We start from the raw sequence: 24,316 nt of genomic DNA on the forward strand, positions 1-24,316 counted from the left end.
GGCGGCGCGGCCGGCACCCGTGCCCTCAACGTGGCACTGAAGGAGCGGCTCAACCCCGGCCCCGGCCGCTTCGGCGGCTTCGACCCCGGCGACCGGGTCGCGTACTCCCCCGCCCCGGGGCGTACGGTCTCGGGCCGGGTGCTGATGGCCGACGCCAGGGGGCTGCATCTGGACTGCCCCGACGGCCTGGTCGTCGTACCGAAGGAGCAGGTCGAGCAGTCCGTGCGGCACGGGTGGGCGTTGACCGCGCACCAGGCGGTGGGGGTGCGGTGGCCCGCGGTGGTCGTGGTGCTGCCCGGGGACACGGCACAGGCCCTCAGCAGGCCCTGGGTGTACACCGCGTTCAGCCGGGCGGACCGGCATCTGTCCGTGGTGCACGGTGTGGATCAGGCGCTGCCCAGGGCCGTCGCCGAGGTCCCCGCCAAGCCGCGTACGACCCGGCTGCCGGTGCTGCTGCGACCGCAGGTCCCGGCGGAGGTCTGAGCCGGACGACAGACGGCGGCGGTCACCCAGGGAGTCCCTCGGTGACCGCCGCCGTCGTCGCAACAGCCGGGCGCGGTGCGGCTCAGCGGTCCGCTTCCAGCGCCTCCAGGTCCTCGTCCTCGTCGAGATCGGCGTCGAGTTCGGGGTCGAGTCCGTCCTCGATCGCGTCCTCGATCTCCGCCCCGGGCTCGTCCACCTCGTCGATGTCGTCCAGTTCGTCGTCGCCCTCGTCGTCGAAGACCGCGCTGACGTCGAAGCGGCACACCACCCGCTGCGGATCGACCCCCTCGAAGGGGGCCTCCAGCCAGGCGCCGGGTTCGGCCGCTTCGTCGGCCGCGGTCACCCACAGCGTGGAGTCGCCCTCTTCGAGGCCGAACTCCTTGGGCCGGGAGGCGATCTCGTCCGCCTCGAACTCGTCGAAGAGGATGCCGAGCGCGCCGTGGATCGTGCCGGAGGCCTCCGTGCCCGTGCCGTCGCCGACCGCCGCCTCGACCCGCTGAGCCTGGGCAAGCAGCCGCTGCGGCTCCGCCACGGCGTAGTCGCGACGGATCAGCACGCTCACCGCGTTCGGCTCCTCGGGGCCGGTGTACGGCGGCAGGGAGTCGTCGGTGCCGGGGATCTCGAAAGGCGTGACCTCGTCATAACGGTCGTAGAGCAGCTCGTCGTAGACCTCGGCGGCCGCGGCGAGCTGGTTGAACGCCTCGTAGACGGCCGGGTCGTCCTCCCCAGACCGGCCTTCGACCGCGGCCAGGTGGCGGTCGAGCGCGGTCTTGACCGCGTCGGCGGCGGCGCGTACCTCGGCAGCGGTGGGCTGCGCAGCATCAGACATAGTGCAGACGCTATCCGTACCGGGGCTCTGCCCGCACAATAGATGCGATGCCGGAATACGAATTTGTCGACGTGTACGTACCGCGCGGGGTCTCCCGCAAGGACGCCACACGTCTGCTGACGGACCACGCCGAGTACGGACACTGGGAATTGGACCGACTGAGCCTGCTGCGCGACGGCAGCCGCAGGGTGCGGCTGCGCCGGCGGATCATCCGCCAGGTGCGTGCCACGTGGTGAGCTGAGTCGGGCGAAACGGAGCGGGCCCCGGCTGTGCGGGGCCCCTCCGTTGCGCAGATCACATCTTCCCAGGCGCTAGGCCATGGCCTTCGCCTTGCGGTAGAGCACCGCGCCCGCCAGCAGCGCGCCCGCTCCGACCGGCAGTGCGAGGCCGAGCGGCAGATCGCCGCCGGTGTGCGCGAGCTGCGCGCCGCCCTGGGACTGGACGGCGGACTGCGCACCGGGCTGGGTGACGTGCGCGGCGCCGGTCGGCGTGTGACCGCTCTTGACCGGCGAGATGCCGCCCGGCGAACCGGGGTGAGTGGGCGTGCCCGGGTGAGTGGGAGTTCCGGGGTGGCCAGGAGTCCCCGGGTGGCCCGGCGTCACCGGCGGGGTCGTCCCGTGGCCGCCGCCCGGAGGCGTGCCGTGATGACCACCGCCGTGGTGGCCACCGCCCCCGTGATGGCCACCGCCGCCGTGCTCGCCCCCACCACCGTGGTGACCGCCTCCGCCGTGGTGACCGCCACCATGATGGCCCCCACCACCATGCTGCCCGCCGCCGCCCGGAGGCGTCCCGTGGTGGTGACCGCCGTCGTTCCAACCGCCGCCGTTGGCACAGTCGTTGCCGGTGGCGGCGTTGCCGATGCCGATGACGTCGACGCTGTTGCCGCACGCGTTCACCGGCACGTCGATCGGTACCTGGACGTGGTTGCCCGAGCCGACACCGGGCGAGCCGGAGGTGTGTCCGCCGGCGTACGAGCCCCCTGAGCCGCCGTGCGCGCCGTGCCCACCTGAGCCGCCGGAGTTGCCGTAACCCCCCGAGTCGCCGTAACCACCGACCGAGCCGTGACCCCCCGAACCCCCATGGCCGTGACCACTGCCGCCGCCCTGGTTGGCGCACTTGTTGCCGACCGCCGGGTTGAGGATCCCGACCACGTTCACGGTGTTGCCGCAGACGTTGACCGGCACATGCACCGGTGCCTGCACGGTGTTGCCGGACAGTACGCCGGGCGAGCCCGAAGCGGAGCCGCTCGCGCCCGAGTCGGCGTGGGCGACACCGCCCGCTGCGGCGATAACCCCCGTCGCGGCCGCCACGGTCATCAAGCTCTTGCGGGTGACTTGTCGCATTACTGAATTCCCCCCTGCCTTCATTCCTGACTGAATTCCCCGCGCGATTTCTCGCGCAAAGACCCGTCGGCCCCGGAGCGCATGGCGCGCGCTCCGGGGCCGAGGACGTGGTCACCCCTCAGTGGGGCGACGTCACTTGTTGATGCAGGTGTTGCCGAAGGCGGGGTTCAGCAGACCGATCACCGAGATCGTGTTGCCGCACACGTTCACCGGGACGTGCACGGGAACCTGGATGACGTTGCCGGAGACGACACCCGGGGAGTGCACAGCGGCACCCTGAGCGCCCGAGTCGGCGACGGCCAGGCCCGCTCCCGCGAGAACCAGGCCACCGGTGGCAGCCGCAGCGGCGACGACCTTCTTGATCATTATTCCTCCTTGTTGGCAAAAGCGATCTCGTGTTGCCGATCGCATCACCTGTAACGAGGAGGGAGTAATGGAGCTACGAGCTTATGAGCACATTCACTCGTCCCAGTCACCCCCGCACGCGCGGTCGAATTCAGACGTCAACCGGTGTCACCCGGTGTCTCAGGACGCGTCGATGAAGCGGTCGAGGACCCGCACCCCGAACTTCAGCCCCTCCACCGGCACCCGCTCGTCGACCCCGTGGAACATGCCCGCGAAGTCCAGCTCCGGCGGCAGCTTGAGCGGTGCGAAACCGAAGCCCCGGATACCCAGGTCGTCGAAGGACTTGGCGTCCGTACCGCCGGAGAGCATGTACGGGATCGCCTTCGCGGTCGGGTCCTCGGCGAGCAGCGAGGACTGCATGGCCTCGACCAGCGGCCCGTCGAAGGTGGTCTCCAGGGCCTTGTCGGAGTGGGCGCCCTCTCGCTTCACGTTCGGCCCGAGAATCCGGTCGAGGTCGGCGAGGAACTCCTCCTTGTACCCCGGCAGGAACCGTCCGTCGACGTGCGCGGTGGCCTCGCCGGGGATGACGTTGACCTTGTAACCGGCGTTCAGCTGCGTCGGGTTGGCGGTGTTGCTCAGGGTCGCGCCGATGAGCTTGGCGATGCCGCCGAGCCGCTTGAGGGTCGACTCCATGTCCTCGGGGTCGAGCGGGGTGCCGAGCGCGTCGCCCAGTTCGTCGAGGAAGGCCCGCGTCGTCTTCGTGACCCGTACCGGGAACTTGTGCCGGCCGATACGGGCGACCGCCTCCGACAATTCGGTGATCGCGTTGTCCCGGTGGATCATCGATCCGTGCCCGGCGGTGCCGGCCACGGTCAGCTTCATCCAGTGCATGCCCTTCTCTGCCGTCTGGATCAGATAGAGCCGCCGCTCCTCGCTCACCGTGAACGAGAACCCGCCGACCTCGCTGATGCCCTCGGTGACGCCCTCGAACAGCTCGGGGTGGTTGTCGACGAGGTGCCGCGCCCCGTACGTGCCGCCCGCCTCCTCGTCCGCGAGGAACGCGAGCACGATGTCGCGCGGGGGCCGGCGCCCGCTGCGCAGCCGGTCGCGGACGACCGCCAGGGTCATCGCGTCCATGTCCTTCATATCGACGGCGCCGCGCCCCCACACACACCCGTCCGCGACCTCGCCGGAGAAGGGGTGGTGGGTCCAGTCCGCCGCGTTCGCCGGTACGACGTCCAGGTGACCGTGGATGAGGAGCGCGGGCCGGGAGGGGTCCGTGCCCTCGATCCGGGCGACCGTGGAGGCGCGTCCAGGGTGCGACTCGAAGATCTTCGGTTCGAGGCCCACCTCGGCGAGCTGCTCGGCGACGTACTCGGCCGCCTTGCGCTCACCCGGGCCCGAGTGGTCGCCGTAGTTGCTGGTGTCGAACCGGATCAGCTCGCGGCAGAGGTCCACGACCTCGTCCTCACCGGTGACGCCCTTGGCCGTGCCCGTGTCGCTCACGCTGCTTCCTCCCACTGTCACTGCTGGCGGTCCTCCCCCTCATCCTCTCTCTCCCCGGCCCGCTCCCCAAGAGCGGTCCGGGCCCGTCACACGCCGTTCACGCGGGACGGGGGTGGGAACAGGGGGTGATCGGCCACCCCTCGAAGCCTGGTAATGTTTCCTTCGTCGCCGCGGGGAAACCACGCGCGACAAACACCTTGTCCGGGTGGCGGAATGGCAGACGCGCTAGCTTGAGGTGCTAGTGCCCTTTATCGGGCGTGGGGGTTCAAGTCCCCCCTCGGACACCAGCTGAGACCCCACTTCATGTGGGGTTTCTTGCGTTTCAGGACAGTGAGCAGAGACCGTCTCGGGATCCTGCGGCCCGCCGGCGGACCATCAGTGGCGGGCCGGCCCGTGAGCCGGCGGCACCACTGGGCCGGCCGCAGTGCGGTGGGAGTGCCGCGTTCAGTCGGTTGTCAGGGTAAGGGTGGCGATGTAGTCGGTCGCACTGTCGAAGGGCGCGATGTCGGTGAGTTGCCAGCCGGTTCCGGCGGCGAGCTCGGCGAGTTCCTGGGGGGCCAGGCACAGGTAGTGGAACCAGGGGGTGGCCACGTCGCGGTAGCGGATCCGCATGGTGCGTTGACCGGCGATGCGCCCCGCGCGCAGGTTGCGCCGGTTGTAGGGCAGATGCTGCGGCGCCCGGGAGTCGGTCATGTTGTGGCCCTGGCCGATGATGACGGCACCGGGTGCGGCCATCGCGGCCAGGGCACGCAGGAACTGGGGCGCCCGCTCTCGGCTTTCCAGCAGGCCCAGGTTGGCGCCCAGCAGCAGGAAGCTGTCGTAACGCGCTCCGGAGCCGGCGTGTTCGTCGACCGTGCCGTGGACAAGGGACTTGACGCCCACCTGCCGGCACACCTCCAGCGCGCCGGGTGAGACGTCCAGCGCGGTGACGTCATGACCGCGTTCCATGAGTACGCGCGCGGCGCGTCCGCCACCGGCGCCGATGTCCAGGACCCGGCCGCCCTTGACCAGGTCCAGCGCTTGGCGATCCTCGTCGGGCCACTCGTCGATCGGTGCGAGCCAGGAGGTGAGGGGCGCCGATTTCACGAAACCGTCGTCGCGTTCGATGATCTGCAGGACCGGGGCGGCAGTCGGGTCCGCGGCGGCCTGGTGGGCGGCGAGCAGCAGGTCCCCGATCGCGTCACCGGTCCGGGGGCCCTGACGGTCTTCGGGGTCCTGAGCGTCCAGAGGCCGGCCGGGTTCACCGCCGGTGGCAGCCGTGACGGCGGGGGTCTTCATCGGGTCTCCTTGGTCAGAACGGGAGCAACGGCGACCGCGCCGTCGGAGTCGGTGAGCGGCCGGAAGGTGGCCAGCAGCATCAGCAGGGTCCCGGCGGCGCACCAGGCGCCGATGACGGTCGGGGTGGGCAAGCGCTCGCTGAGTGCGCCGGTGATCAGGATCGCGGCCCCTTGGGCGAGTTGGACGCCGCCGTTCATCACGCCGAACGCCCGGGCCCGGTACTCGTGGGCGAGCGCGTCCTTGAACAAGGTCTGGGCGGCCGGCAGCAGCAGCGCCATGGCCACCCCGGAGACGGTGACCACGAGTACCACCACGATCAGTGGTGGGTTGATCAGCGCGGGAACCAGAACCAGCGGTGCCAGGACCGCCAGCGGGCGCATCAGCCGGATCCGGGCGCGAGGAGACAGCAGACGGTTGAGGACCAGGCCGCCGATGGCGACGCCGAGCGGGTTGGCGGCCATGATCAGGCCCTGGATCCTGCCGCCGCCGCCGAGGTCGGATGCCCAGGCGGCGGCCAGGCCCTCCGGGACGATCACGAAGGTGACCACGCCGAAGGTGATGATCGCGATCGCGCGCAGCAGTGGGTCGCCGAACACCACCGCGTACCCCTGGCCCGTCTCACGCCACAGACCGGTGCGGCGGGCGGCGGTCAGCGTCGCGGGGCGCCTGCGGACGTGGAGGCGCAGCAACAGCGCCGACACGAGGAAGGTGAGGGCGTTCAGCGCCAGAGCCACCTGTGGGCTGTATCCGGCGATCAATCCGCCGATCGCGTACCCGGCGACCTGGGCAGCGTGCAGGACGGAGTTGTTGAGGGCCAGGGCCAGCGGATACCGATCACCGGTCAGGATCTGCGGGAGCTGTGCCGAGCGTGCCGCCTCGAACGGCGGCGCCGCCAGCCCGCCGGCCAGCAGCAGCGCGAACAGCACCGGGATCGGCACGCCTGGAATCGCGACCAGTCCGATCAGTGCCGCCCGGATCAGATCGCAGGAGATCATCACCGTACGTGCGGGGTACCGCTCGGCGAGCGCGGCGAGCACGGGGCCCGCGATCAGCCACGGCAGATACCCGATGGCGAACGCGGCGGCCGAGGCCAGCGCCGAACTGGTCCGTTCGAACACCAGCAGGGTGACTGCGGCCTTGCACAGATAGTCCCCGGTCCAGGACAGCGCACTCGCGACGAACACCGCACGGTATTCCGTCACCGCCAACAGCACCCGATAGCCCACCGGCCGGTCGGCTGCCACCAGACAACTCTCCTTCTCCCGCTGCGAGACACCCCGTGCTGGGCGGCGACCCGCGACCGAAGTCGAACGGGCCACACGCCGACAAGCCGTGGACCCTAGTCCTAGGAGCTGTCCTTGCTCCTAGGACATCCCCTTCAATTCGAATCAACAATCATCCGTCATTTAGCCCGATGACCATCCCGCGTGACAACCCCCGACCCCATCGACTCAAGACCGAACGCATGGGTCTGATAAGGGAGTTGGCCAAAACTATTCGGCCCGTTCTCTCCGGCCCGTTCCCTCGGGCCCGTCCGTTGATTGCCGGTGGACGCCCACCAAGGTCGCGGCCCTCGCCACATTTGTGGGGGATGTCTCCTTCGGATCGAAGATCACCAGGTCAGAGCGTTGCCGAATGCTCACGGAGCGCCCCCATTCGGCTCCCCCGAGTGGCCGCCGACAGGCATGGCGCCTAGCGTCGTACTAAAATTTCCGGCTTGTTACGGAACGGAGCTGGAGCTGGACAACCCCAGGCATACCTGCGGGCCCGCCAGCGCCCCGGAAGTTACCGGGCTTGAGACGCGAGGACCGATGGCAGCCATACACGAGAGCAGTGCTCTCGGCCTGCTCGACGAAGAGATCCGCACCCAGTTCGGCGATACGGCACGTTTCTCCGCGGCATCCGCCGCCTCGCCCCGCACGCTCGTCGACATCTTCGACGCGTCGGTGCGGTCGTATCCCGACGAGCTCGCCCTGGACGACGGCACCGTCCGCCTCACCTACCGTGCGCTGGCCGTCGAGGTCGAGACCCTGCGCCGCACCCTGGCCGCCGCCGGTGTCGGCCTCGGTGACCGGGTCGGCGTGCGCGTCCCGTCCGGGACGAACGACCTCTACATCGCGATCCTCGCCGTACTCGCCGCCGGCGCCGCCTACGTCCCCGTCGACGCCGAGGACCCGGACGAGCGGGCCGAGCTGGTGTTCGGCGAGGCCGACGTGCGGGCCGTCATCGGCGCCGAGCACGCGCTGACCGTTCTCGGCCACAGTGACGCCCCGGCCGCCCGGCCCGGTGTCGAGCAGGACGCGTGGATCATCTTCACCTCCGGCTCCACCGGCAAGCCCAAGGGCGTCGCCGTCTCGCACCGCAGCGCGGCGGCCTTCGTGGACGCCGAGGCGGCACTGTTCCTCACCGACGAACCGATCGGTCCGGGTGACAGGGTCATGGCGGGCCTGTCCGTCGCCTTCGACGCGTCCTGCGAGGAGATGTGGCTCGCCTGGCGCTACGGCGCCTGCCTGGTGCCCGTACCGCGCTCCCAGGTCCGCAGCGGCGCCGACCTCGGCCCCTGGCTGGTGGACCAGGACATCAGCGTCGTCTCGACCGTGCCGACCCTGGCCTCCCTCTGGGAGCCCGAGGCGCTGAACGACGTACGCCTGCTGATCTTCGGCGGTGAGGCCTGCCCGCCCGAGCTGGTGCAGCGGCTGGTCACCGAGGGCCGTGAGGTCTGGAACACGTACGGGCCGACCGAGGCGACCGTCGTCGCCTGCGCCTCCCTGATGACCGGCGACGAACCGATCCGCATCGGACTCCCGCTGAACGGCTGGGAGTTGGCCGTCGTCGACGAGGCCGGCGTGCCCGTACCGATGGGCGGCAGTGGGCAGTTGGTGATCGGCGGGGTCGGACTCGCCCGCTACCTCGACCCTGAGAAGGACGCGGAGAAGTACGCGCCTCTCGACTCGCTCGGCTGGGAACGGGCGTACCGCAGCGGTGACTTGGTCAAGGCCGAGCCCGAGGGCCTGATCTTCCTCGGCCGGGCCGACGAGCAGATCAAACTCGGCGGACGCCGGATCGAGTTGGGCGAGGTCGACGCGGCCCTCCAGGCGCTGCCCGGAGTCGCTGGTGCGGCTGCCGCCGTACGGACCGCGCGCAGCGGCAATCAGCTGCTGGTCGGCTATGTCGTGACCCAGGAGGGCTGGGACCAGGCCACCGCCGTACAGAAGCTGCGGGCCGAACTGCCCGCCGCCCTCGTGCCGTTGATCGCTCCGGTCGAGGATCTGCCGACGCGTACGTCGGGCAAGGTCGACCGGAACGCACTGCCCTGGCCGCTCGAAGGCCTGGAGACCGGTGGCGCCAAGGAGCAGCTCTACGGCACGGAGGCCTGGCTCGCCGAGCAGTGGGGCGAGGTGCTGGGCATCCCCGTGAGCAGTGCCGCCGACGACTTCTTCGCGATCGGCGGCAGCAGCCTGGCCGCCGCGCAGTTGACGACGCGGCTGCGCACCCGGTACCCGAGCGCGGCCGTCCTCGACATCTACCAGCAGCCGACGCTGCGCAAGTTGGCCCGCCACCTCGAAGACTCGGCACAGGGCGACGGCACCGCGCGCGTTATCGCGCCGGTCCCGACCCGCGCCAAGGTGATCCAACTCCTCGCGCTGGTCCCCCTGTTCACCCTGGTCGGCCTGCGCTGGACGGTGGCACTGGCCGCGCTCGGCAACGTACTCAGTGGCTATGCGTGGCTGCCGACTGCCTCGTGGTGGCTGATCGGCGCCGGCGCGCTGTTGCTGTTCAGCCCGCCCGGACGGCTCGCGATCGCCGCGGGCGGTGCACGCCTGCTGCTGCGTGGCGTGAAGCCGGGACGCTACGACCGTGGTGGCAGCGTGCATCTGCGGCTGTGGGCGGCGGAGCGGCTGGCCGAGTTCAGCGGGGCGACCGCGCTGACGGGCTCGTGGCTGGAGCGGTACGCACGTGCCCTCGGCGCCAAGGTGGGCCCGGACGTCGACCTGCACTCCCTGCCGCCGGTCACCGGCATGCTCAAGCTGGGCCGGGGTGCCGCCGTCGAGTCCGAGGTGGACCTGTCCGGCTACTGGCTGGACGGCGACCGTCTTGAGATCGGCCCGGTCAAGGTCGGCGCGCACGCCGTCGTCGGCACGCGCAGCATGCTGTTCCCCGGCGCCCGGGTGGGCAAGCGGGCCGAGGTGGCGCCGGGTTCGGCCGTCACCGGCACGGTCCCGACCGGCCAGCGCTGGGCGGGCGCGCCCGCCGTCAAGCTCGGCAAGGCCAAGCGCAACTGGCCCAAGGAGCGCCCGCAGCGGGGCACGTACTGGCGTGTGATGTACGGCGTGACGGGCTTCGCGCTGACCATGCTGCCGGTGGTCGCGGGCGCGGTCGCGCTCCTGGTGGCCAGCTTGTTCGTGACACCGGGCGACGGTCTCGGCGAGGCCCTGCGGGGCGCGTCCCTGGCCCTGGTCCCGGCCACGCTCGCCTTCGGGCTGGCGTACGCGCTGCTGATTCTGATCGGTGTACGGCTGCTCAGCGTGCGGCTGCGTGAGGGTACGCACCCGACGCACAGCCGGATCGGCTGGCAGGCGTGGACCGTGACACAGCTGATGGACCTCTCCCGCGAAACCCTGTTCCCGCTCTACGCCGGGCTCGTCACGCCGGTGTGGCTGCGGCTGCTCGGGATGCGGATCGGGCGGGGCGCGGAGGTGTCGACCGTGCTCGCGCTGCCGAGCCTGACGACTGTCGGTGAGGGTGCGTTCCTGGCCGACGACACGTTGACCGCGCCGTACGAACTCGGTGGCGGTTGGGTGCACATCGGGCGGGCCGAGATCGGGCGGCGGGCGTTCCTCGGGAACTCCGGGATGACCGCGCCCGGGCGGAGCGTGCCGGACGGCGGGCTCGTCGGAGTGTTGTCGGCGACGCCGAAGAAGGCGAAGAAGGGCACGTCGTACCTGGGGCTGCCGCCGGTGAAGCTGCCGCGCAGCACGAGCGGCGGCGACCAGAGTCGGACGTACGATCCGCCGGCCCACCTGTTGTGGGCGCGCGGGCTCGTCGAGCTGTGCCGGATCGTGCCCGTGTTCTGCTCGGCCGGGCTGGCCGTGCTGACGGTGGCCGCGCTGTGCGCGCTGGGGGTGTGGGCGCCGCTGTTGTCGGGGCTCGTGCTGTTGGCGGTGGGTGCTGCGGCCGGACTGATCTCGATCGTGGCCAAGTGGACCCTCGTGGGGCGGCACCGCGGTGCCGAGCACCCGCTGTGGAGCGGTTACGTGTGGCGCAACGAGCTGGCGGACACCTTCGTCGAGGTCGTGGCGGTGCCGTGGCTGGCCGGTTCCGTGCCGGGTACTCCGGTGCTGACGGCCTGGCTGCGCGGGCTCGGCGCGCACATCGGCAAGGGCGTGTGGGTGGAGAGCTACTGGCTTCCCGAGACCGACCTGGTGACCCTCGGAGACGCCTCGACGGTGAACCGCGGCTGTGTGCTCCAGACCCACCTCTTCCACGACCGGATCTTGCGGACGGATACTGTGGTCCTCCGTGAGGGCGCGACGCTGGGTCCTGGCGGAATCGTCCTGCCCGGCAGCGAGGTCGGGGCGCGCACCACTCTGGGCCCCGCATCGCTCGTGATGGCGGCGGAGTCCGTCCCGGACGACACCCGCTGGCTGGGCAATCCGATCGAGTCATGGCGACCCTGAACACAGGTCACGCGATGTCGGCTTCGGAGGGCGGTGCCCGGGTACGAGATACGAGCACAGCGCAGGGAGCAGACGCAGCAGTGACCGTTCAGCAGGCGGCGGGTCCGGACCCGTATTTCCCGGCAAACGGCGATGCCCGCTACCGGGTGCACCGCTATGAGCTCGCGCTGGACTACCGCCCCGGCCCCAACCGGCTGGCCGGCACGGCCCGTATCAACGCCATAGCGGGCCGTGCGCCGCTGCCCGAATTCCAGCTGAACCTGGGCGACTTCAAGATCGGCCGGATCCGGGTGGACGCCCGCCAGCCGCACTACACGCACCGCGGCGGCCGACTGCGCGTCCGGCCCGCGAAGCCGCTGCGGGCCGGTGCCGCGTTCACCGTCGAGGTGCACTGGTCGGGCAACCCCAAGCCGGTCGCCAGCCCCTGGGGCGGGCTCGGCTGGGAGGAGCTGACGGACGGAGCGCTGGTGGCGAGCCAGCCGATCGGCGCGCCGTCCTGGTACCCGTGCAACGACCGGCCCGCCGACAAGGCGTCGTACCAGATCTCGATCACCACGCCGTCGGCGTACGCGGTGGTGGCCGGCGGACGGCTCCTGACGCGAACGACCAAGGCTTCGACCACGACTTGGGTGTACGAGCAGTCGGCGCCGACGTCGAGTTATCTGGTCGGGCTGTCGATCGGGAAGTACCAGACGGTGCTGCTGGGCGACCCGGGGCTTGGTGGGGTGCCGCAGCACGGGCACATCCCGTCGGACCTACTCCCGGAGTTCTCAAGGGACTTCGCACGCCAGCCCGCGATGATGGAGTTGTTCCAGGAGCTGTTCGGTCCGTACCCCTTCGACGAGTACGCGGTCGTGGTGACGGAGGAGGAGCTCGATGTCCCCGTCGAGGCACAGGGGTTGTCGCTGTTCGGCGCCAACCACGTTGACGGGGCCCGGGGTTCGGAACGGCTCGTCGCGCACGAGCTGGCCCACCAGTGGTTCGGCAACAGCGTCTCCATCGCCGACTGGCGGCACATCTGGCTGAACGAGGGCTTCGCCAAGTACGCGGAGTGGCTGTGGTCCGAGCGCTCCGGCGGCCGTACGGCACATCAACACGCCGCCGCCGCACACCGGTTGCTCTCCACGCTCCCCCAGGACCTGCGGCTCGCCGACCCCGGCCGCAAGTCGATGTTCGACGACCGCCTCTACGAACGCGGCGGGGTCACTGTCCACGCGGTGCGCTGCGCGCTGGGCGATATCGCGTTCTTCCGGATGCTGCGGGGGTGGGCGAGCCTGCACCGCAACGGGACGGTGACCACGGCTACGTTCACGTCGCATGCTTCCCGGTTCACTTCCGAGCCGTTGGATCAGCTCTTCGAGGCGTGGGTGTATGGAACGCGGCTGCCGCCGATGCCTTCGGCGGAGACGGGGATCGCGGTCTGAGTTGTCGGCTCCGTTGCGGGGGTGGAGCTGACGGAGTATCAAGTGGCTTCATGGCAGCCGCTTGGAGCCGGGGGTACGCGGAGACAGGTGAGTGGCTGGAGGTCTACGGGGAGACCGAGCCGCAATCAGTCCCGCTGGAGCAGATGTTCGCCACGGGATCGGACACCGCACATCCTTTCACCGGGTACCTCTACGTCTGGTCGCTCGGGTACACGGGGGACGCCGCGCCGTCCGTGAAGGTCACGCTGCTGTTCCCGGCCATGAGCGGTTGGCGGGTGAAGGACGTCCAGGCCGTCGTGTACCACCTGCCGCCGGTGGAGGACGAGCGGGCATGGCGGAACACCCTGGCCAGGGACCTACGGGCGGCCGGACCCGTCCTGGAGGCCGCCGGCAAGCTCACGGCTGACCTGGCCGGCTTCCCCGAACTGAACGCGATGACGTCCGCCGCGGCCCATCTGAGGGCGCGCAGTGCGCCGCAGATGCGGGACGAGGAGTGGTTCGTCAAGAGAGTGCACCGCAGTCCCGCCGGGATCCTGCACCAGGGAGTCGAGTGGACGCTCCCGGCGAACTTCGTGCAGCAGATCGGGAGTCGGGTCACCGGCGCCCTCCTCGTGGAGTTCATCGGTGCCGCACCCGCGTACGAGGACACCGACCCTGCTGGCAGCGAGCCGCTGCCGCTCCTGGCCTGCGCGACTCTCACTCGCGACAAGGAGATGAGGTTGCCCGAGGACGCCTACGTCCGGCTGCCCCTCCGCGTCACCCCCGAGCGCCCGCGAACGTAGCCCCGGCACAATGTGCCCATGACCCCACGCACCAACTGCCCCTGCGGCCTCCCCAACCCCTACGACAACTGCTGTGGCCGCTACCACTCAGGCCCCACCCCCGCCCCCACCGCCGAGGCACTGATGCGCTCCCGCTACACCGCCTTCGTGCGGCTGGACGCGCCCTATCTGCTGCGCACCTGGCACCCGCGGACGCGGCCCGCCGAGCCCCTCGATCTCGATCCGGGGATGCGGTGGACGGGGCTGGAGATCCTCGACACGGGCGGCGGGTCGGCATTCCACTCCGCGGGGACCGTAACGTTCCGGGCCTCGTACCAGGGTGGCTCGATCCATGAGCGCAGTCGGTTCGAGCGGGTCGACGGGGCGTGGGTGTACCTCGACGGGGAGTTCCTGGACTAGGACAACTACGGTGCCAGGATGTCCAGTTCCTGGAGGGCGCCGACCGTGATCTCGCGGGTCAGGGTCTCCGCGCGGACCGCGTCGCCCTCCCGGACCGCCTCCGCGACCTGGACGTGCAGGGTGACGGCGGCCGGGTCGGGGTCCTCGAACATGACCTCGTGGTGGGTGCGGCCCGCGAGGACCTCGGTGACGACGTCGCCTAGGCGGGCGAACATCTCGTTGCCGGAGGCGGCCAGGATCACCCGGTGGAAGGCCACGTCGTGGACGAGGTAGGCCTCCAGCTTGTGTCCGCGCGAGTTGGCCACCATGCCGATCGCGCACTCGGTGAGTTCCGCGCACTGTTCCGCCGTGGCGAACTTGGCGGCGAGGCCCGCCGCGATCGGCTCGACCGCGGAGCGCAGCACGGTCAGTGAGCGCAGTTGCTGCGGGCGGTCGGCGCCGGCCAGCCGCCAGCGGATGACCTGCGGGTCGTAGACGTTCCACTCGGCCTTGGGACGGACGGTGACGCCCACGCGGCGGCGGGACTCGACCAGGTGCATGGATTCGAGGACACGGACCGCCTCGCGCATCACGGACCGCGACACCTCGAAGTCCTTGGCGAGCTCGTCGGTGCGCAGGACGCTGCCCGGTGGGTACTCACCCGCGGTGATGGCGGGGCCGAGGGAGTCGAGTACGCGGCCGTGCAACCCGCGGCCCGGAGTGGTCATGCACTCAGCGTACGGGTCGCGTCACCGAACCAAAAAGTCAGACTTATATGTCACAGACTCTTGAATTCGTCGTACCTAATCGGTTTCAGTGGGATCGACATCAGGTGTCGTCGACGGAGACAGTGAGGCAGCGATGCGTACCCCCCATGTCGTCGTGGTGATGGGCGTAGCGGGCACCGGGAAGACCACTATCGGTCCCCTGCTCGCGGCCCGGCTCGGCGTGCCGTACGCCGAGGGCGACGACTTCCACCCGCAGGCCAACATCGCCAAGATGTCGGCCGGGCACCCGCTGACCGACGAGGACCGGTGGCCCTGGCTGGACGCCATCGGGAACTGGGCGCACGGGCGCGCGGGGCTCGGCGGGGTGGTGAGCAGCTCGGCGCTGAAGCGGTCGTACCGCGACCGGTTGCGGGCCGCCGCTCCCGGGGTCGTCTTCGTGCACCTCACCGGTGACCGCGCGCTCATCGAGGACCGGATGGCGCACCGGCACGGGCACTTCATGCCGACCGCGCTGCTCGACTCGCAGTTCGCCACACTCCAGCCACTGGAGGCCGACGAGGCCGGAGTCGCCGTGGACGTCAGCGGCAGCCCCGAGCAGATCGCCGAGCGGGCGATGACCGCGCTGGAGCAGGTCCCCGAGCCGACCGTCTGACACCCGTAACCCTCCCCCGTATCCACTCCACAAGGAATCCACCGTGACCAGACTCAGCGTCGAGATGCTGGCAGCGGACCCCGTCGAGCCCATCACCTCGGCCGGCCACGCTCAGCTGGGCATCGCCGTACTGGCGGGCATCGCCGTCATCGTCCTGCTCATCACCAAGTTCAAGATGCACGCCTTCCTGGCGCTGACCATCGGCTCGCTCGCGCTCGGCGCGTTCGCCGGGGCGCCGCTGGACAAGGCCATCACCAGCTTCACCACCGGGCTCGGTTCGACCGTCGCCGGTGTGGGCGTGCTGATCGCGCTGGGCGCGATCCTCGGCAAGCTGCTCGCCGACTCCGGCGGCGCCGACCAGATCGTCGATACGATCCTCGCGAAGGCGAGTCCCCGGTCGATGCCGTGGGCGATGGTGCTGATCGCCTCGGTGATCGGGCTGCCGCTGTTCTTCGAGGTCGGCATCGTGCTGCTGATCCCGGTCGTGCTGATGGTCGCCAAGCGCGGCAACTACTCACTCATGCGGATCGGTATCCCGGCACTCGCGGGATTGTCGGTCATGCACGGCCTCATTCCGCCGCACCCCGGGCCGCTGGTCGCCGTCGACGCCGTCAAGGCCAACCTCGGTCTGACCCTCGCGCTCGGTGTGCTGGTCGCGATCCCGACTGTGATCATCGCCGGTCCGCTGTTCTCCAAGGTCGCCGCCCGCTGGGTCGACGTCCAGGCACCCGAGCGCATGATCCCTGCCCGCCCCTCCGAGGACCTGGAGAACCGTCCCGGCTTCGGCGCGACCCTCTCCACCATCCTGCTGCCGGTTGTGCTGATGCTCTCCAAGGCGCTGGTCGACATCATCGTCGACGACCCCACGCACACCGTGCAGCGCGTCTTCGACGTCATCGGCTCCCCGCTGATCGCGCTGCTCGCGGCCGTCGTCGTCGGGATGTTCACGCTCGGGCGCCCGGCCGGCTTCACCAAGGAGCGGCTGTCCTCGACCGTCGAGAAGGGCCTGATGCCGATCGCGGGCATCCTGCTCATCGTCGGCGCGGGCGGCGGCTTCAAGCAGACGCTGATCGACTCCGGCGTCGGCCAGATGATCCTGGACATCTCCAAGGACTGGTCGATCCCGGCACTGCTGCTGGCCTGGCTGATCGCGGTGGCGATCCGGCTTGCGACCGGTTCGGCGACGGTGGCCACCATCTCGGCGGCCGGTCTGGTCGCCCCGCTGGCCGCCGACATGTCGAGCGCCCACACCGCCCTGCTCGTGCTGGCGATCGGCGCCGGCTCGCTCTTCTTCAGCCATGTCAACGACGCCGGGTTCTGGCTGGTGAAGGAGTACTTCGGCCTGAGCGTCGGCCAGACCCTCAAGACCTGGTCCGTCATGGAGACGATCATCTCGGTGGTCGCCGGCGGACTGGTCCTCCTCCTCTCGCTGATCATCTAGGGGTACGGGAATGAGTCATCCTCTTTTCGACATCAGTGGCCGTACCGCCCTGGTCACCGGTTCCAGCCGGGGCATCGGACTCGCCCTGGCGCAGGGCCTGTTGGAGGCCGGCTGCACGGTCGTCCTGAACGGACGGGACGGTGAACGGCTCAACAAGGCCGCCGCCGAACTGTCCGGCGACGTCCACACGGCCGCCTTCGACGTGACCGACGGTCCGTCAGTAGCCGTCGGAATCGCGGACGTTGAGGAGCGGGTCGGCCCGCTGGACATCCTGGTGAACAACGCGGGCATGCAACTCCGAGCCCCGCTCCTGGAGTTCACCGACTCCGACTGGCACCGCATCATCGACACCAACCTCACCAGCGCGTTCCTGGTCGGCCGCGAGACGGCCCGGCGGATGACGGAACGCGGCCACGGGAAGATCATCAACATCTGCTCGCTGCAGAGCGAGGTGGTCCGCCCCGGCATCGCGCCCTACGCGGCCACGAAGGGCGCCCTGAAGATGCTCACCAAGGGCATGTGCGCGGACTGGGGCCCGTCCGGTGTCCAGGTCAACGGCCTGGGACCGGGCTACATCGAGACGGAACTGACCCAACCCCTCGTCCAGGACGAGGAGTTCAGCGCCTGGGTGCGCAAGCGGACGCCGGCCGGTCGCTGGGGCACCACGAGGGACCTGGTGGGCGGGGTGCTGTTCCTGGTGTCGCCCGCCGCGGACTTCGTGAGCGGACAGGTGCTGTACGTCGACGGCGGTATGACGAGCGTGCTGTAGAGAACGGGAGTCCGGACATGCTGGGTTGTGTGATTCATGGTCAGGACGACCTGCGGGTCGAGGAGTTGACGGTCCCGGAGCCCGGCCCCGGCCAGGCCCTGGTCGCCGTCCGCTACGGCGGCGTCTGCGGCTCCGACCTCCACTACTGGCGCCACGGCGGCGTCGGCGACTTCCGCCTGAAGGAACCGATGCTGCTCGGCCACGAGGTGGTCGGCACGATCGTGTCCCACGGCCCCGGAGGCTCGGGTCCCGCCGCCGGTACGGCAGTTGCCGTGCACCCGGCCACCCCGTGCGGGGTGTGCCCCGAGTGCACGGACGGCCGGCGCAACGTCTGCCGGGACACCGCGTATCTGGGCAGCGCGGCCCGCTTCCCGCACGTACAGGGCGGATTCGCGGCCCAAGTCGTGGTGCCTGCCGAGCAGTTGAGGCCGTTGCCGACCGGCCTCGACCTTCGCCGGGCGGCCCTCGCCGAGCCGCTCTCCGTCGCGCTGCACGCCCTGCGACGAGCGGGTGACGTGACCGGACGGCACGTCCTGGTCACCGGCGCCGGGCCCATCGGCTGTCTGGTGGTCGCGGCGGCCAAGTCTGCCGGGGCGGCCCGGGTGACGGTCACCGACCTGCTGCCTGAGGCGTTGCGGTACGCGGAAATCGCGGGCGCCGACGCCGTCGTACGGGCCGATGACCCTGATGACGCCGGATGGCCGTCCGAGGTCGACGCGGCGATCGAGGCGTCCGGGGTGGCAGCGGGCCTCGACACGTGTCTACGGCTCGTGCGGCGCGGCGGGGTCGTCGTGCAGCTCGGCATGCTGCCGCCAGGACAGAGTCCGTTCGCCGGGAACCTGGTGGTGAGCCGGGAGATCGAGCTGCGGGGCGCGTTCCGGTTCGACACGGAATTCGACGACGCGTTGACACTGCTCGCCGCCGAGCCGTCGTTCGACGGTCTCATCAGCGCGGTGGTCCCGGTGACGGAGGCCGAGTCGGCCTTCGCCCTCGCCGCCGACCGGGGCCGGTCCTGCAAGGTGCTGCTGGACTTCGCACCCTGAGCCGAACTCGCGCCGCCCGCCCCGCCTCCCGAGCATCGATTCGCCCCTGCTTTCGCATCTTGGGCCAATCGCCTTCCCGGGCGGGGGCGGGCCGTCCCATCATGAGGGAACCCTCTGGGGCCCGCGCGCGGCCACCAGCCCGGCGAGGCAAGCCCGGGGGCGACCGCATCGGGGGGCGTCATGGGGGTTTCGCTCGGCGTGCGCATATCGGCGTTGTGTTTCGTGGGGGCGTTGGCCATCGGGACCGCGGCGGCATGCGGCGGTGGCGACGGGGACGACGCGAGCGGGTCGTCCGGGGGTGGGAGCGGCGGGGGCACGAGTGCCGTCGGCGGGGCCGCCTCGAACGGAGGGCAGGACGGGGGCGGGACCGGGGACACGGGCGGCTCAAGCAGCACCGGTGGTACGGGCGGCGGTACGGGTGGCGGCATGTCTACCTGGCAGCCGCCCGCTGGTGACGGCGGCAGCGGAACGAGCGGCTCGGGGAGTTCCAGTGGGTCCGGTGGCTCGGGGAGTTCCAGTGGCTCGGACGGGTCTGGCGGCTCGGGCAGTTCGAGCGGTTCAGGAGGGTCCAGCAGTTCAGGCGCGTCAGGCGGGTCGAGCGGTTCAGGCGGATCGAGCAGTTCGGGCAGTTCGGGCAGTGCAAGCGGTGGCGGCGGCAACATAGAGGGCCCCGCCTGGTTACCACCCGGGCCGCACTCCCCCAACACCGACACGGCGATCGACCCCGAGGTCGTCTACGACCAGCTCGGCGAGAAGCCGAAGAGCTGCGCGGACACCGCCAAGCAGATCCCGGCCGGCCTCCCCAGCGCCGACTGGCGGGTGCTCCGCGGACTCGCCGAGGCGTGCAAGGCCGTGCAGGGCCAGGGCGGCGACTGGGCTCTCGCGGCCTCGGACTACGCCGCGCTCCAGGGCAAGTTGAAGGGCTGCAAGAGCGATGCCGCTTACACCGCGCTCGGCCGAATCCTGCGGTTTCACGGGCAACACCCCTCCACCACCGTGAAGTTGAAGGCTTCCACGCCGGGCGGCGGTGGAGCGGTCTGCACCTTCCAGATCAAGTCAGTGAACGTGGGCGTCGACGGCAAGGCGAAGCCGGGCGACACGATCACCGTCACCGTCGCCGAAATGTACTTCGACAAGGTCGAGCTTCTGGGCGGTGCGAGCACGATGACCATCGCCGGTGCGTCGGTCGACCTCCCCGACACGGACCCCGACCCCACGACCGAACCATCCGACCAGTTGGCCTTCAAGGTCGTCGTCCCGGATCCAGGATCGGCAAGCTACGGGGACGAGGTCGCCGTGAGCCTCTCCCACAACGGGGGAGCGCCGGTGACCCTGAATCACGCCTTCACCCTCGTCGCCCCCGGCCCGTCCACCAAGGACTCCCCGGCCACCTCCCCAGGGGTGTCCCCGTCGACCGGCGCCGCCCGCTCCCGGTGAACGCCCCCACACCGGAACCGCCGGAGCCGCCCGGTCCACCACGTCCGCCGGAGCCGCCCGGTCCACCAAATCCCCCGGAGCCGCCCGACCCACCGAGCCCTCCAGAGCCGCCCAGTCCACCAAGCCCACCGGAGCCGCCCGGTCCATCGAGCCCGCCGGACCCACCTGACCCTCCGGAGCCACCCGGTCCACCGAGCCCGCCGGAACCGCCCGACCCACCAAGCCCGCCGGATCCACCGGAGCCGCCGGACCCACCCCCCGAACCGCCCCCCACCCCCGGCCCCCCGAAATGGGTCGAGTTCCTCGGCACCGCCGGCTCGCTCCTCTCCCTCCTCACGGCCGTGCTCTTCTACTTCGGCTGGGCCAGCACCGACGCCGAGACACGGGCCCTCGGACTGCGGGACACGCTCTTCCGGTTCTCCACCGCCGACTACCTGCTGCGCAGCGTGGACGCGCTCTACTTCCCCGTGCTCGTGGCGGCGGCCGTGTGGATGGCGGCAGCGGCCCTGCACCATCGGGAGGAGCGCGACCCGGAGCGCACCGCGCGGGTGCTGCGCGTCCTGCGGTACGCCTGGCTGCCGTCGCTCCCGTTGCTCGCCCTCTACTACGTCGCTCCGGGTGCGCTGAATCTCGTCGTCCCGCTGGCGATCCTCGCGGGTGTGCTGCTGAGCGCGTACGCGTACACGCGGCCCGCCGACCGGCGCAGGGCGGCGCGGATCTGGGTGCCGGCGCTGCTGGTCGCCGTCGTGTCGCTGTTCTGGGGGGTGTACGCGTACGCGGAGATCGTCGGCCGGGGCCGCGCCGCCGAGACGACCGCCACGGTGGCCGACGGCTTCCCGGCCGTCGTCGTGTTCAGCAAGCAGGACCTGCTGATCCGCGGCGGCGGGAGTTGTGTCTCGGCCGTCGCGGAGAAGGGCAGCCCCTACCACTTCCGGTATGCCGGGCTGCGCCTGTTCCACGTCTCGGGCGACCGCCTGTTCCTCGTACCGCGGTACTGGGCCCCCTGGGACGGCACCCTCTACGTACTGCGGGACGGGGACCCCGGGCTGCGCGTGGAGTACGTCAGCGGGCGCGGCTACCGGGCCAGGGAGTGCTGACCGCGCTCACGGCCGCCACAGCGGATGTTCCCGCTTCGCCCACTCCCTGCTCACCGACCCCGTGCGCAGCCCCGCCCTGGCCTCCGGGTCCCCCAACGCCATGCCGATGTGGCCGCCGAGGACGATGCCGATCGTCAGGGCGAGCCAGTCGTGGACGAAGGTCGCGCTGGTGCGCCACATGATCGGGGTGAGGTGGGTGAACCACATCATCAGGCCCGTGCCGAGCATCACCAGGGTGGCGCCGGCGATCCAGTTGGCGTAGATCTTCTGGCCGGCGTTGAACTTGTCCGCGGGCCGGGCCGACCGGCGTTTGTCGCGCAGCAGGGCGCCGCGCAGCCAGACCCGGTCGTGCGGGCCGAAGCGGTTGAGGAAGCCGAGGTTGACGCGGAAGCCCCGGGAGAAGAGGCCGAAGAGGACGGGGATGGGGAGCGCCACTCCGGCCAACTCGTGGATGCGGACGACGAGTTGGCGGCGGCCGACGAGTTCGGCGAACTCCGGGATGTAGAGGCAGGCCGCGGTGGCGACGCAGATGCCCATCAGCGCGGCCGTGGTCCGGTGCACCCAGCGGTCGGTGCGGCCGAAGCGGCGGACGTGGGCCGAGGGCTCCGTCTGCGGGGCGTGGGCTTCAGCTCGTAGGGTCATCGTCGCGTCCGTTCGACTTGCCGACCCAGGCGTCGACGTCGTAGCCCCGGTCCTCCCAGTAGCCGGGCTTCACGTGCTCGGTGACCGTGATGCCGGAGAGCCACTTCGCGGACTTGTAGAAGTACATGGGGGCGACGTAGAGACGGACCGGGCCGCCGTGGTCGTGACCGAGGGGCTTGTCCTGCATGCGCAGCGCGACCAGGATGTCGGAGCGGCGGGCCTGGTCGAGGGTGAGGCTCTCCGTGTAGGCGCCGTCGAAGCAGGTGAAGCGGACCGCCCCGGCCTTGGCGCGCACTCCCGCGGCGTCCAGGAGCCGGGACAGTCGCACCCCCTCGAAGGGGGTCCCGGGGACCCGCCAGCCGGTGACGCACTGGACGTCCTTGACCAGCCGGGTCTGCGGCAGCGCGCGCAGGTCGGCGAGGGTGTAGGTCGTCGGCTTGTCGACCAGGCCGTCGACGGTCAGCCGGTAGTTCTCGGCGTTCCTGTTCGGCACGGACGCGGTGACAGAGTAGTAGCGGAAACCGCCGCCGTTCGGGAGCAGTCCGGTCAGCCCCGTGGGGTCCTTGCCGGAGACGGCGCCGAGGAACCCGTCCATGCCCTTCTGCAGGACGGGCGCGGACACGACGCCGAGGGCGCCCAGGCCGAGGGTGCCGAGGAGGACACGGCGGCCGATGGGCCTGCCCTGCGCTTCCTTCTCCTCCTCGGTTGGTTCAGGGTTCACGCATTCATTCGAACACCCGCGAGCCCTGCGCGGCCAGGGTTCGCGGGTGCTCGTCAGACTTCCGTAACCACTTCTTACGTGCTTCTCAGCGACGACAGGTCGACCACAGGTTCCTACGGTGTCTCCGTCGCCGCCTTGTCCAGCTGGAACGCCTCGTTGCCGAGCCCGATGCGGGCGTGCGCCTCGGGGTTGCGGGAGCGCAGGAACAGGCCCTGGGCCAGGCCGATGAGCAGGGCGAGGCCGATGATGCCGGGCAGGATCCAGCTCAGGGACGAGCCGGGGCCCGCGCCGACCAGGACGTCGAAGTCCTTGACGGTGTAGACGGCGATGACGACGAGCGCGATGCCGGACAGCGCGGAGGTGACCAGCCGCCAGGCCTGGGCGCCGGCGGAGCCGCGGCGGGCGAAGAAGACGATCACCGAGAGGGAGGCGGCGGCCATCAGCAGGATCACGCCGAGGGCGCCGATGTTGCCGAACCAGGTGAACAGGTGCAGGACCGGTTCGGTCGGGTCGCCGGTGGGCTTGTCGTCGGCGACCGCGAAGACGATCACGATCACGGCGGACACGGCGGTCTGGAGCAGCGAGCCGGTGCCGGGAGCGCCGCTCGCGCTCGTCGTACGGCCGAAGGCGGACGGCAGCAGGCCCTCGCGGCCCATGGCGAAGGCGTAGCGGGCGACGACGTTGTGGAAGCTGAGCATGGCCGCGAACATGCCGGTGACGAACAGGACGTGGAGCACGTCGGTGAAGGTGCCGCCGAGGCGGGCGTCGGTGAGGTAGAAGAGCAGGCCCGCGCTCTGCTTCTGGGAGACGCCGATGATCTGGGAGGGCCCGGTCGCGACGGTGAGCGCCCAGCAGCTGAGGGCGAAGAAGACGGCGACGCCGCTGACCGCGAGGAACATCACGCGCGGCACCAGGATGTGCGGGCGGCTGGTCTCCTCGGCGTACACCGGGGCCTGTTCGAAGCCGAGGAACGCGGCGATGCAGAAGCACAGGGCGGTGCCGACGCCGGCGCCGCTGAGGGTGTCGGGGTTGAAGGCGTGCAGGGACAGGCCCTCCTTGGCGGGGTCGGCGACGGCCGCGATGTCGAAGACGACGACGAGCGCGACCTCGACGATCAGCAGGACGCCGAGCACGCGCGCGTTGACGTCGATCTTCAGCCAGCCGAGTCCGCCGACGACGGCCACGGCCACCAACGCCGGTATCCACCAGGCCACTTGGAGGTCGGCGTAGGTGGAGAACAGTCCGGAGACCTCGAAGCCGAAGATTCCGTAGATGCCGACCTGGAGGGCGTTGTACGCGACCAGCGCCACCAGCGCCGCAGCCGCGCCGGCGGTGCCGCCGAGGCCTCGGGAGATGTAGGCGTAGAAGGCGCCCGCGTTGTGGACGTGCCGGCTCATCTCGGCGTAGCCGACGCTGAAGAGGACCAGGACGACGCCGAGGAGGACGAAGAGCAGGGGCTGCCCTTCGATCCTCATCACCGCGAATGTGGTGGGCATGACACCCGCGACCACCATGAGGGGCGCGGTCGCGGCGAGCACGGAGAGCAGCAGGCCTCCGGTGCCGAGGCGGTCGGCGCGCAGGGCGCGCTCCTGCCCTCTGAACGTGCTGATTCCGCCGCCGCCGTCCGCGGTGGCGCTGCTCGTACTGGAACTGCCCGTCGTCATGGCGGGAACGTCCTTTCGGGGTCGCTACGGGTTCGTTGCTACGGTCGCGTTACTCCGCTACGGCGGCGTTGCTACG

At 70.6% G+C, this 24,316-nt stretch carries 22 protein-coding genes and 1 tRNA gene; 13 read left to right on the top strand and 10 right to left on the bottom strand.

The features are described 5' to 3' along the window. Positions 1 to 483 (top strand): ATP-binding domain-containing protein (locus R6V09_RS07545; RefSeq protein ID WP_317880559.1); only part of this gene is annotated, 483 nt, incomplete at its 5' end. Between the two features lie 82 nt (positions 484 to 565). Here the strand turns inward: R6V09_RS07545 and R6V09_RS07550 are convergent. Beyond that, on the bottom strand, positions 566 to 1,312 hold the full coding sequence (locus R6V09_RS07550) for a hypothetical protein (RefSeq protein ID WP_317880560.1): 747 nt from the start codon (positions 1,310 to 1,312) through the stop codon (positions 566 to 568). 47 nt (positions 1,313 to 1,359) lie between these two features. On the opposite strand from R6V09_RS07550, the gene R6V09_RS07555 reads away from it, so the two are divergent. Beyond that, a complete protein-coding gene (locus R6V09_RS07555) occupies positions 1,360 to 1,548 on the top strand; it encodes a DUF5703 family protein (RefSeq protein WP_005485166.1) in 189 nt (62 codons plus the stop codon). A 75-nt stretch (positions 1,549 to 1,623) separates the two neighbouring features. Here the strand turns inward: R6V09_RS07555 and R6V09_RS07560 are convergent, their stop codons facing one another. The 3 genes from R6V09_RS07560 to R6V09_RS07570 all read right to left on the bottom strand — a co-directional run bounded on the left by R6V09_RS07560 (position 1,624) and on the right by R6V09_RS07570 (position 4,506). Further along, positions 1,624 to 2,655 (bottom strand): chaplin, encoded by a 1,032-nt coding sequence (locus R6V09_RS07560; protein WP_317880561.1) that lies wholly within the window; start codon positions 2,653 to 2,655, stop codon positions 1,624 to 1,626. Positions 2,656 to 2,787: 132 nt separating this feature from the next. After that, positions 2,788 to 3,021: a chaplin ChpH gene (gene chpH, locus R6V09_RS07565; RefSeq protein ID WP_019066065.1), complete on the bottom strand. Its 234-nt coding sequence runs from the start codon at positions 3,019 to 3,021 to the stop codon at positions 2,788 to 2,790. 159 nt (positions 3,022 to 3,180) lie between these two features. After that, a complete protein-coding gene (locus R6V09_RS07570; protein ID WP_317880562.1) occupies positions 3,181 to 4,506 on the bottom strand; it encodes a M20/M25/M40 family metallo-hydrolase in 1,326 nt (441 codons plus the stop codon). 199 nt (positions 4,507 to 4,705) lie between these two features. Between R6V09_RS07570 and R6V09_RS07575 the strand changes: the two genes are divergently transcribed. Next, positions 4,706 to 4,793 (top strand) — tRNA-Leu (locus tag R6V09_RS07575). Positions 4,794 to 4,950: 157 nt separating this feature from the next. Here R6V09_RS07575 and R6V09_RS07580 read toward each other — a convergent pair. Further along, entirely contained in the window at positions 4,951 to 5,784 is an 834-nt protein-coding gene (locus R6V09_RS07580) for a class I SAM-dependent methyltransferase (protein ID WP_317880563.1), read from the bottom strand. Then, entirely contained in the window at positions 5,781 to 7,028 is a 1,248-nt protein-coding gene (locus R6V09_RS07585; RefSeq protein ID WP_317880564.1) for an MFS transporter, read from the bottom strand. The genes R6V09_RS07580 and R6V09_RS07585 overlap by 4 nt, the downstream gene beginning before the upstream one ends. A gap of 567 nt (positions 7,029 to 7,595) precedes the next feature. On the opposite strand from R6V09_RS07585, the gene R6V09_RS07590 reads away from it, so the two are divergent. From R6V09_RS07590 to R6V09_RS07605, 4 genes are all read left to right on the top strand, one after another. After that, positions 7,596 to 11,462 (top strand): Pls/PosA family non-ribosomal peptide synthetase, encoded by a 3,867-nt coding sequence (locus tag R6V09_RS07590; RefSeq protein WP_317880565.1) that lies wholly within the window; start codon positions 7,596 to 7,598, stop codon positions 11,460 to 11,462. 80 nt (positions 11,463 to 11,542) lie between these two features. Beyond that, positions 11,543 to 12,886, top strand: a complete 1,344-nt coding sequence (locus R6V09_RS07595) for a M1 family metallopeptidase (protein WP_317880566.1) — start codon at positions 11,543 to 11,545, stop codon at positions 12,884 to 12,886. A gap of 50 nt (positions 12,887 to 12,936) precedes the next feature. Then, on the top strand, positions 12,937 to 13,668 hold the full coding sequence (locus tag R6V09_RS07600) for a hypothetical protein (protein ID WP_317880567.1): 732 nt from the start codon (positions 12,937 to 12,939) through the stop codon (positions 13,666 to 13,668). 18 nt (positions 13,669 to 13,686) lie between these two features. After that, complete coding sequence (locus R6V09_RS07605) at positions 13,687 to 14,067, top strand: YchJ family protein (RefSeq protein ID WP_317880568.1); 381 nt, start codon at positions 13,687 to 13,689, stop codon at positions 14,065 to 14,067. 5 nt (positions 14,068 to 14,072) lie between these two features. On the opposite strand, the gene R6V09_RS07610 is transcribed toward R6V09_RS07605, so the two are convergent. Beyond that, complete coding sequence (locus R6V09_RS07610; RefSeq protein ID WP_033283686.1) at positions 14,073 to 14,774, bottom strand: FadR/GntR family transcriptional regulator; 702 nt, start codon at positions 14,772 to 14,774, stop codon at positions 14,073 to 14,075. A gap of 133 nt (positions 14,775 to 14,907) precedes the next feature. Between R6V09_RS07610 and R6V09_RS07615 the strand changes: the two genes are divergently transcribed. The 6 genes from R6V09_RS07615 (at position 14,908) to R6V09_RS07640 (ending at position 21,213) form a co-directional block, all read left to right on the top strand. After that, positions 14,908 to 15,426: a gluconokinase gene (locus R6V09_RS07615; protein WP_317880569.1), complete on the top strand. Its 519-nt coding sequence runs from the start codon at positions 14,908 to 14,910 to the stop codon at positions 15,424 to 15,426. Positions 15,427 to 15,469: 43 nt separating this feature from the next. Continuing rightward, a complete protein-coding gene (locus R6V09_RS07620; RefSeq protein WP_317880570.1) occupies positions 15,470 to 16,867 on the top strand; it encodes a GntT/GntP/DsdX family permease in 1,398 nt (465 codons plus the stop codon). 10 nt (positions 16,868 to 16,877) lie between these two features. Further along, a complete protein-coding gene (locus tag R6V09_RS07625; RefSeq protein ID WP_317880571.1) occupies positions 16,878 to 17,636 on the top strand; it encodes an SDR family oxidoreductase in 759 nt (252 codons plus the stop codon). A gap of 17 nt (positions 17,637 to 17,653) precedes the next feature. After that, positions 17,654 to 18,679, top strand: coding sequence for an L-idonate 5-dehydrogenase (locus R6V09_RS07630; RefSeq protein WP_317880572.1), 1,026 nt, complete (start codon positions 17,654 to 17,656; stop codon positions 18,677 to 18,679). A gap of 426 nt (positions 18,680 to 19,105) precedes the next feature. Beyond that, a complete protein-coding gene (locus tag R6V09_RS07635; protein WP_317880573.1) occupies positions 19,106 to 20,116 on the top strand; it encodes a hypothetical protein in 1,011 nt (336 codons plus the stop codon). 341 nt (positions 20,117 to 20,457) lie between these two features. Beyond that, entirely contained in the window at positions 20,458 to 21,213 is a 756-nt protein-coding gene (locus R6V09_RS07640; RefSeq protein WP_317880574.1) for a hypothetical protein, read from the top strand. A 6-nt stretch (positions 21,214 to 21,219) separates the two neighbouring features. Here the strand turns inward: R6V09_RS07640 and R6V09_RS07645 are convergent, their stop codons facing one another. From R6V09_RS07645 to R6V09_RS07655, 3 genes are all read right to left on the bottom strand, one after another. Continuing rightward, entirely contained in the window at positions 21,220 to 21,855 is a 636-nt protein-coding gene (locus R6V09_RS07645) for a cytochrome b/b6 domain-containing protein (protein ID WP_317880575.1), read from the bottom strand. Continuing rightward, complete coding sequence (locus tag R6V09_RS07650) at positions 21,839 to 22,576, bottom strand: molybdopterin-dependent oxidoreductase (RefSeq protein WP_317880576.1); 738 nt, start codon at positions 22,574 to 22,576, stop codon at positions 21,839 to 21,841. The genes R6V09_RS07645 and R6V09_RS07650 overlap by 17 nt, the downstream gene beginning before the upstream one ends. A gap of 113 nt (positions 22,577 to 22,689) precedes the next feature. Beyond that, positions 22,690 to 24,240 carry an APC family permease gene (locus R6V09_RS07655; protein WP_317880577.1) on the bottom strand — a complete coding sequence of 517 codons (1,551 nt, stop codon included), beginning with the start codon at positions 24,238 to 24,240 and terminating at the stop codon, positions 22,690 to 22,692. Positions 24,241 to 24,316: the final 76 nt, after the last annotated feature.

It is taken from the genome of Streptomyces sp. W16, from assembly GCF_033194735.1.
Classification (GTDB): Bacteria; Actinomycetota; Actinomycetes; order Streptomycetales; family Streptomycetaceae; genus Streptomyces.

What these genes read in the sequence shown, in the direction of transcription:
- R6V09_RS07625 (WP_317880571.1), top strand. Translation starts at nt 16,878, where the DNA reads ATGAGTCATCCTCTTTTCGACATCAGTGGCCGTACCGCCCTGGTCACC.
- R6V09_RS07560 (WP_317880561.1), bottom strand. Translation starts at nt 2,655, where the DNA reads ATGCGACAAGTCACCCGCAAGAGCTTGATGACCGTGGCGGCCGCGACG.
- R6V09_RS07610 (WP_033283686.1), bottom strand. Translation starts at nt 14,774, where the DNA reads ATGACCACTCCGGGCCGCGGGTTGCACGGCCGCGTACTCGACTCCCTC.
- R6V09_RS07590 (WP_317880565.1), top strand. Translation starts at nt 7,596, where the DNA reads ATGGCAGCCATACACGAGAGCAGTGCTCTCGGCCTGCTCGACGAAGAG.
- R6V09_RS07635 (WP_317880573.1), top strand. Translation starts at nt 19,106, where the DNA reads ATGTCTACCTGGCAGCCGCCCGCTGGTGACGGCGGCAGCGGAACGAGC.
- R6V09_RS07645 (WP_317880575.1), bottom strand. Translation starts at nt 21,855, where the DNA reads ATGACCCTACGAGCTGAAGCCCACGCCCCGCAGACGGAGCCCTCGGCC.
- R6V09_RS07580 (WP_317880563.1), bottom strand. Translation starts at nt 5,784, where the DNA reads ATGAAGACCCCCGCCGTCACGGCTGCCACCGGCGGTGAACCCGGCCGG.
- chpH (WP_019066065.1), bottom strand. Translation starts at nt 3,021, where the DNA reads ATGATCAAGAAGGTCGTCGCCGCTGCGGCTGCCACCGGTGGCCTGGTT.
- R6V09_RS07600 (WP_317880567.1), top strand. Translation starts at nt 12,937, where the DNA reads ATGGCAGCCGCTTGGAGCCGGGGGTACGCGGAGACAGGTGAGTGGCTG.
- R6V09_RS07615 (WP_317880569.1), top strand. Translation starts at nt 14,908, where the DNA reads ATGCGTACCCCCCATGTCGTCGTGGTGATGGGCGTAGCGGGCACCGGG.
- R6V09_RS07655 (WP_317880577.1), bottom strand. Translation starts at nt 24,240, where the DNA reads ATGACGACGGGCAGTTCCAGTACGAGCAGCGCCACCGCGGACGGCGGC.
- R6V09_RS07605 (WP_317880568.1), top strand. Translation starts at nt 13,687, where the DNA reads ATGACCCCACGCACCAACTGCCCCTGCGGCCTCCCCAACCCCTACGAC.
- R6V09_RS07555 (WP_005485166.1), top strand. Translation starts at nt 1,360, where the DNA reads ATGCCGGAATACGAATTTGTCGACGTGTACGTACCGCGCGGGGTCTCC.
- R6V09_RS07550 (WP_317880560.1), bottom strand. Translation starts at nt 1,312, where the DNA reads ATGTCTGATGCTGCGCAGCCCACCGCTGCCGAGGTACGCGCCGCCGCC.
- R6V09_RS07630 (WP_317880572.1), top strand. Translation starts at nt 17,654, where the DNA reads ATGCTGGGTTGTGTGATTCATGGTCAGGACGACCTGCGGGTCGAGGAG.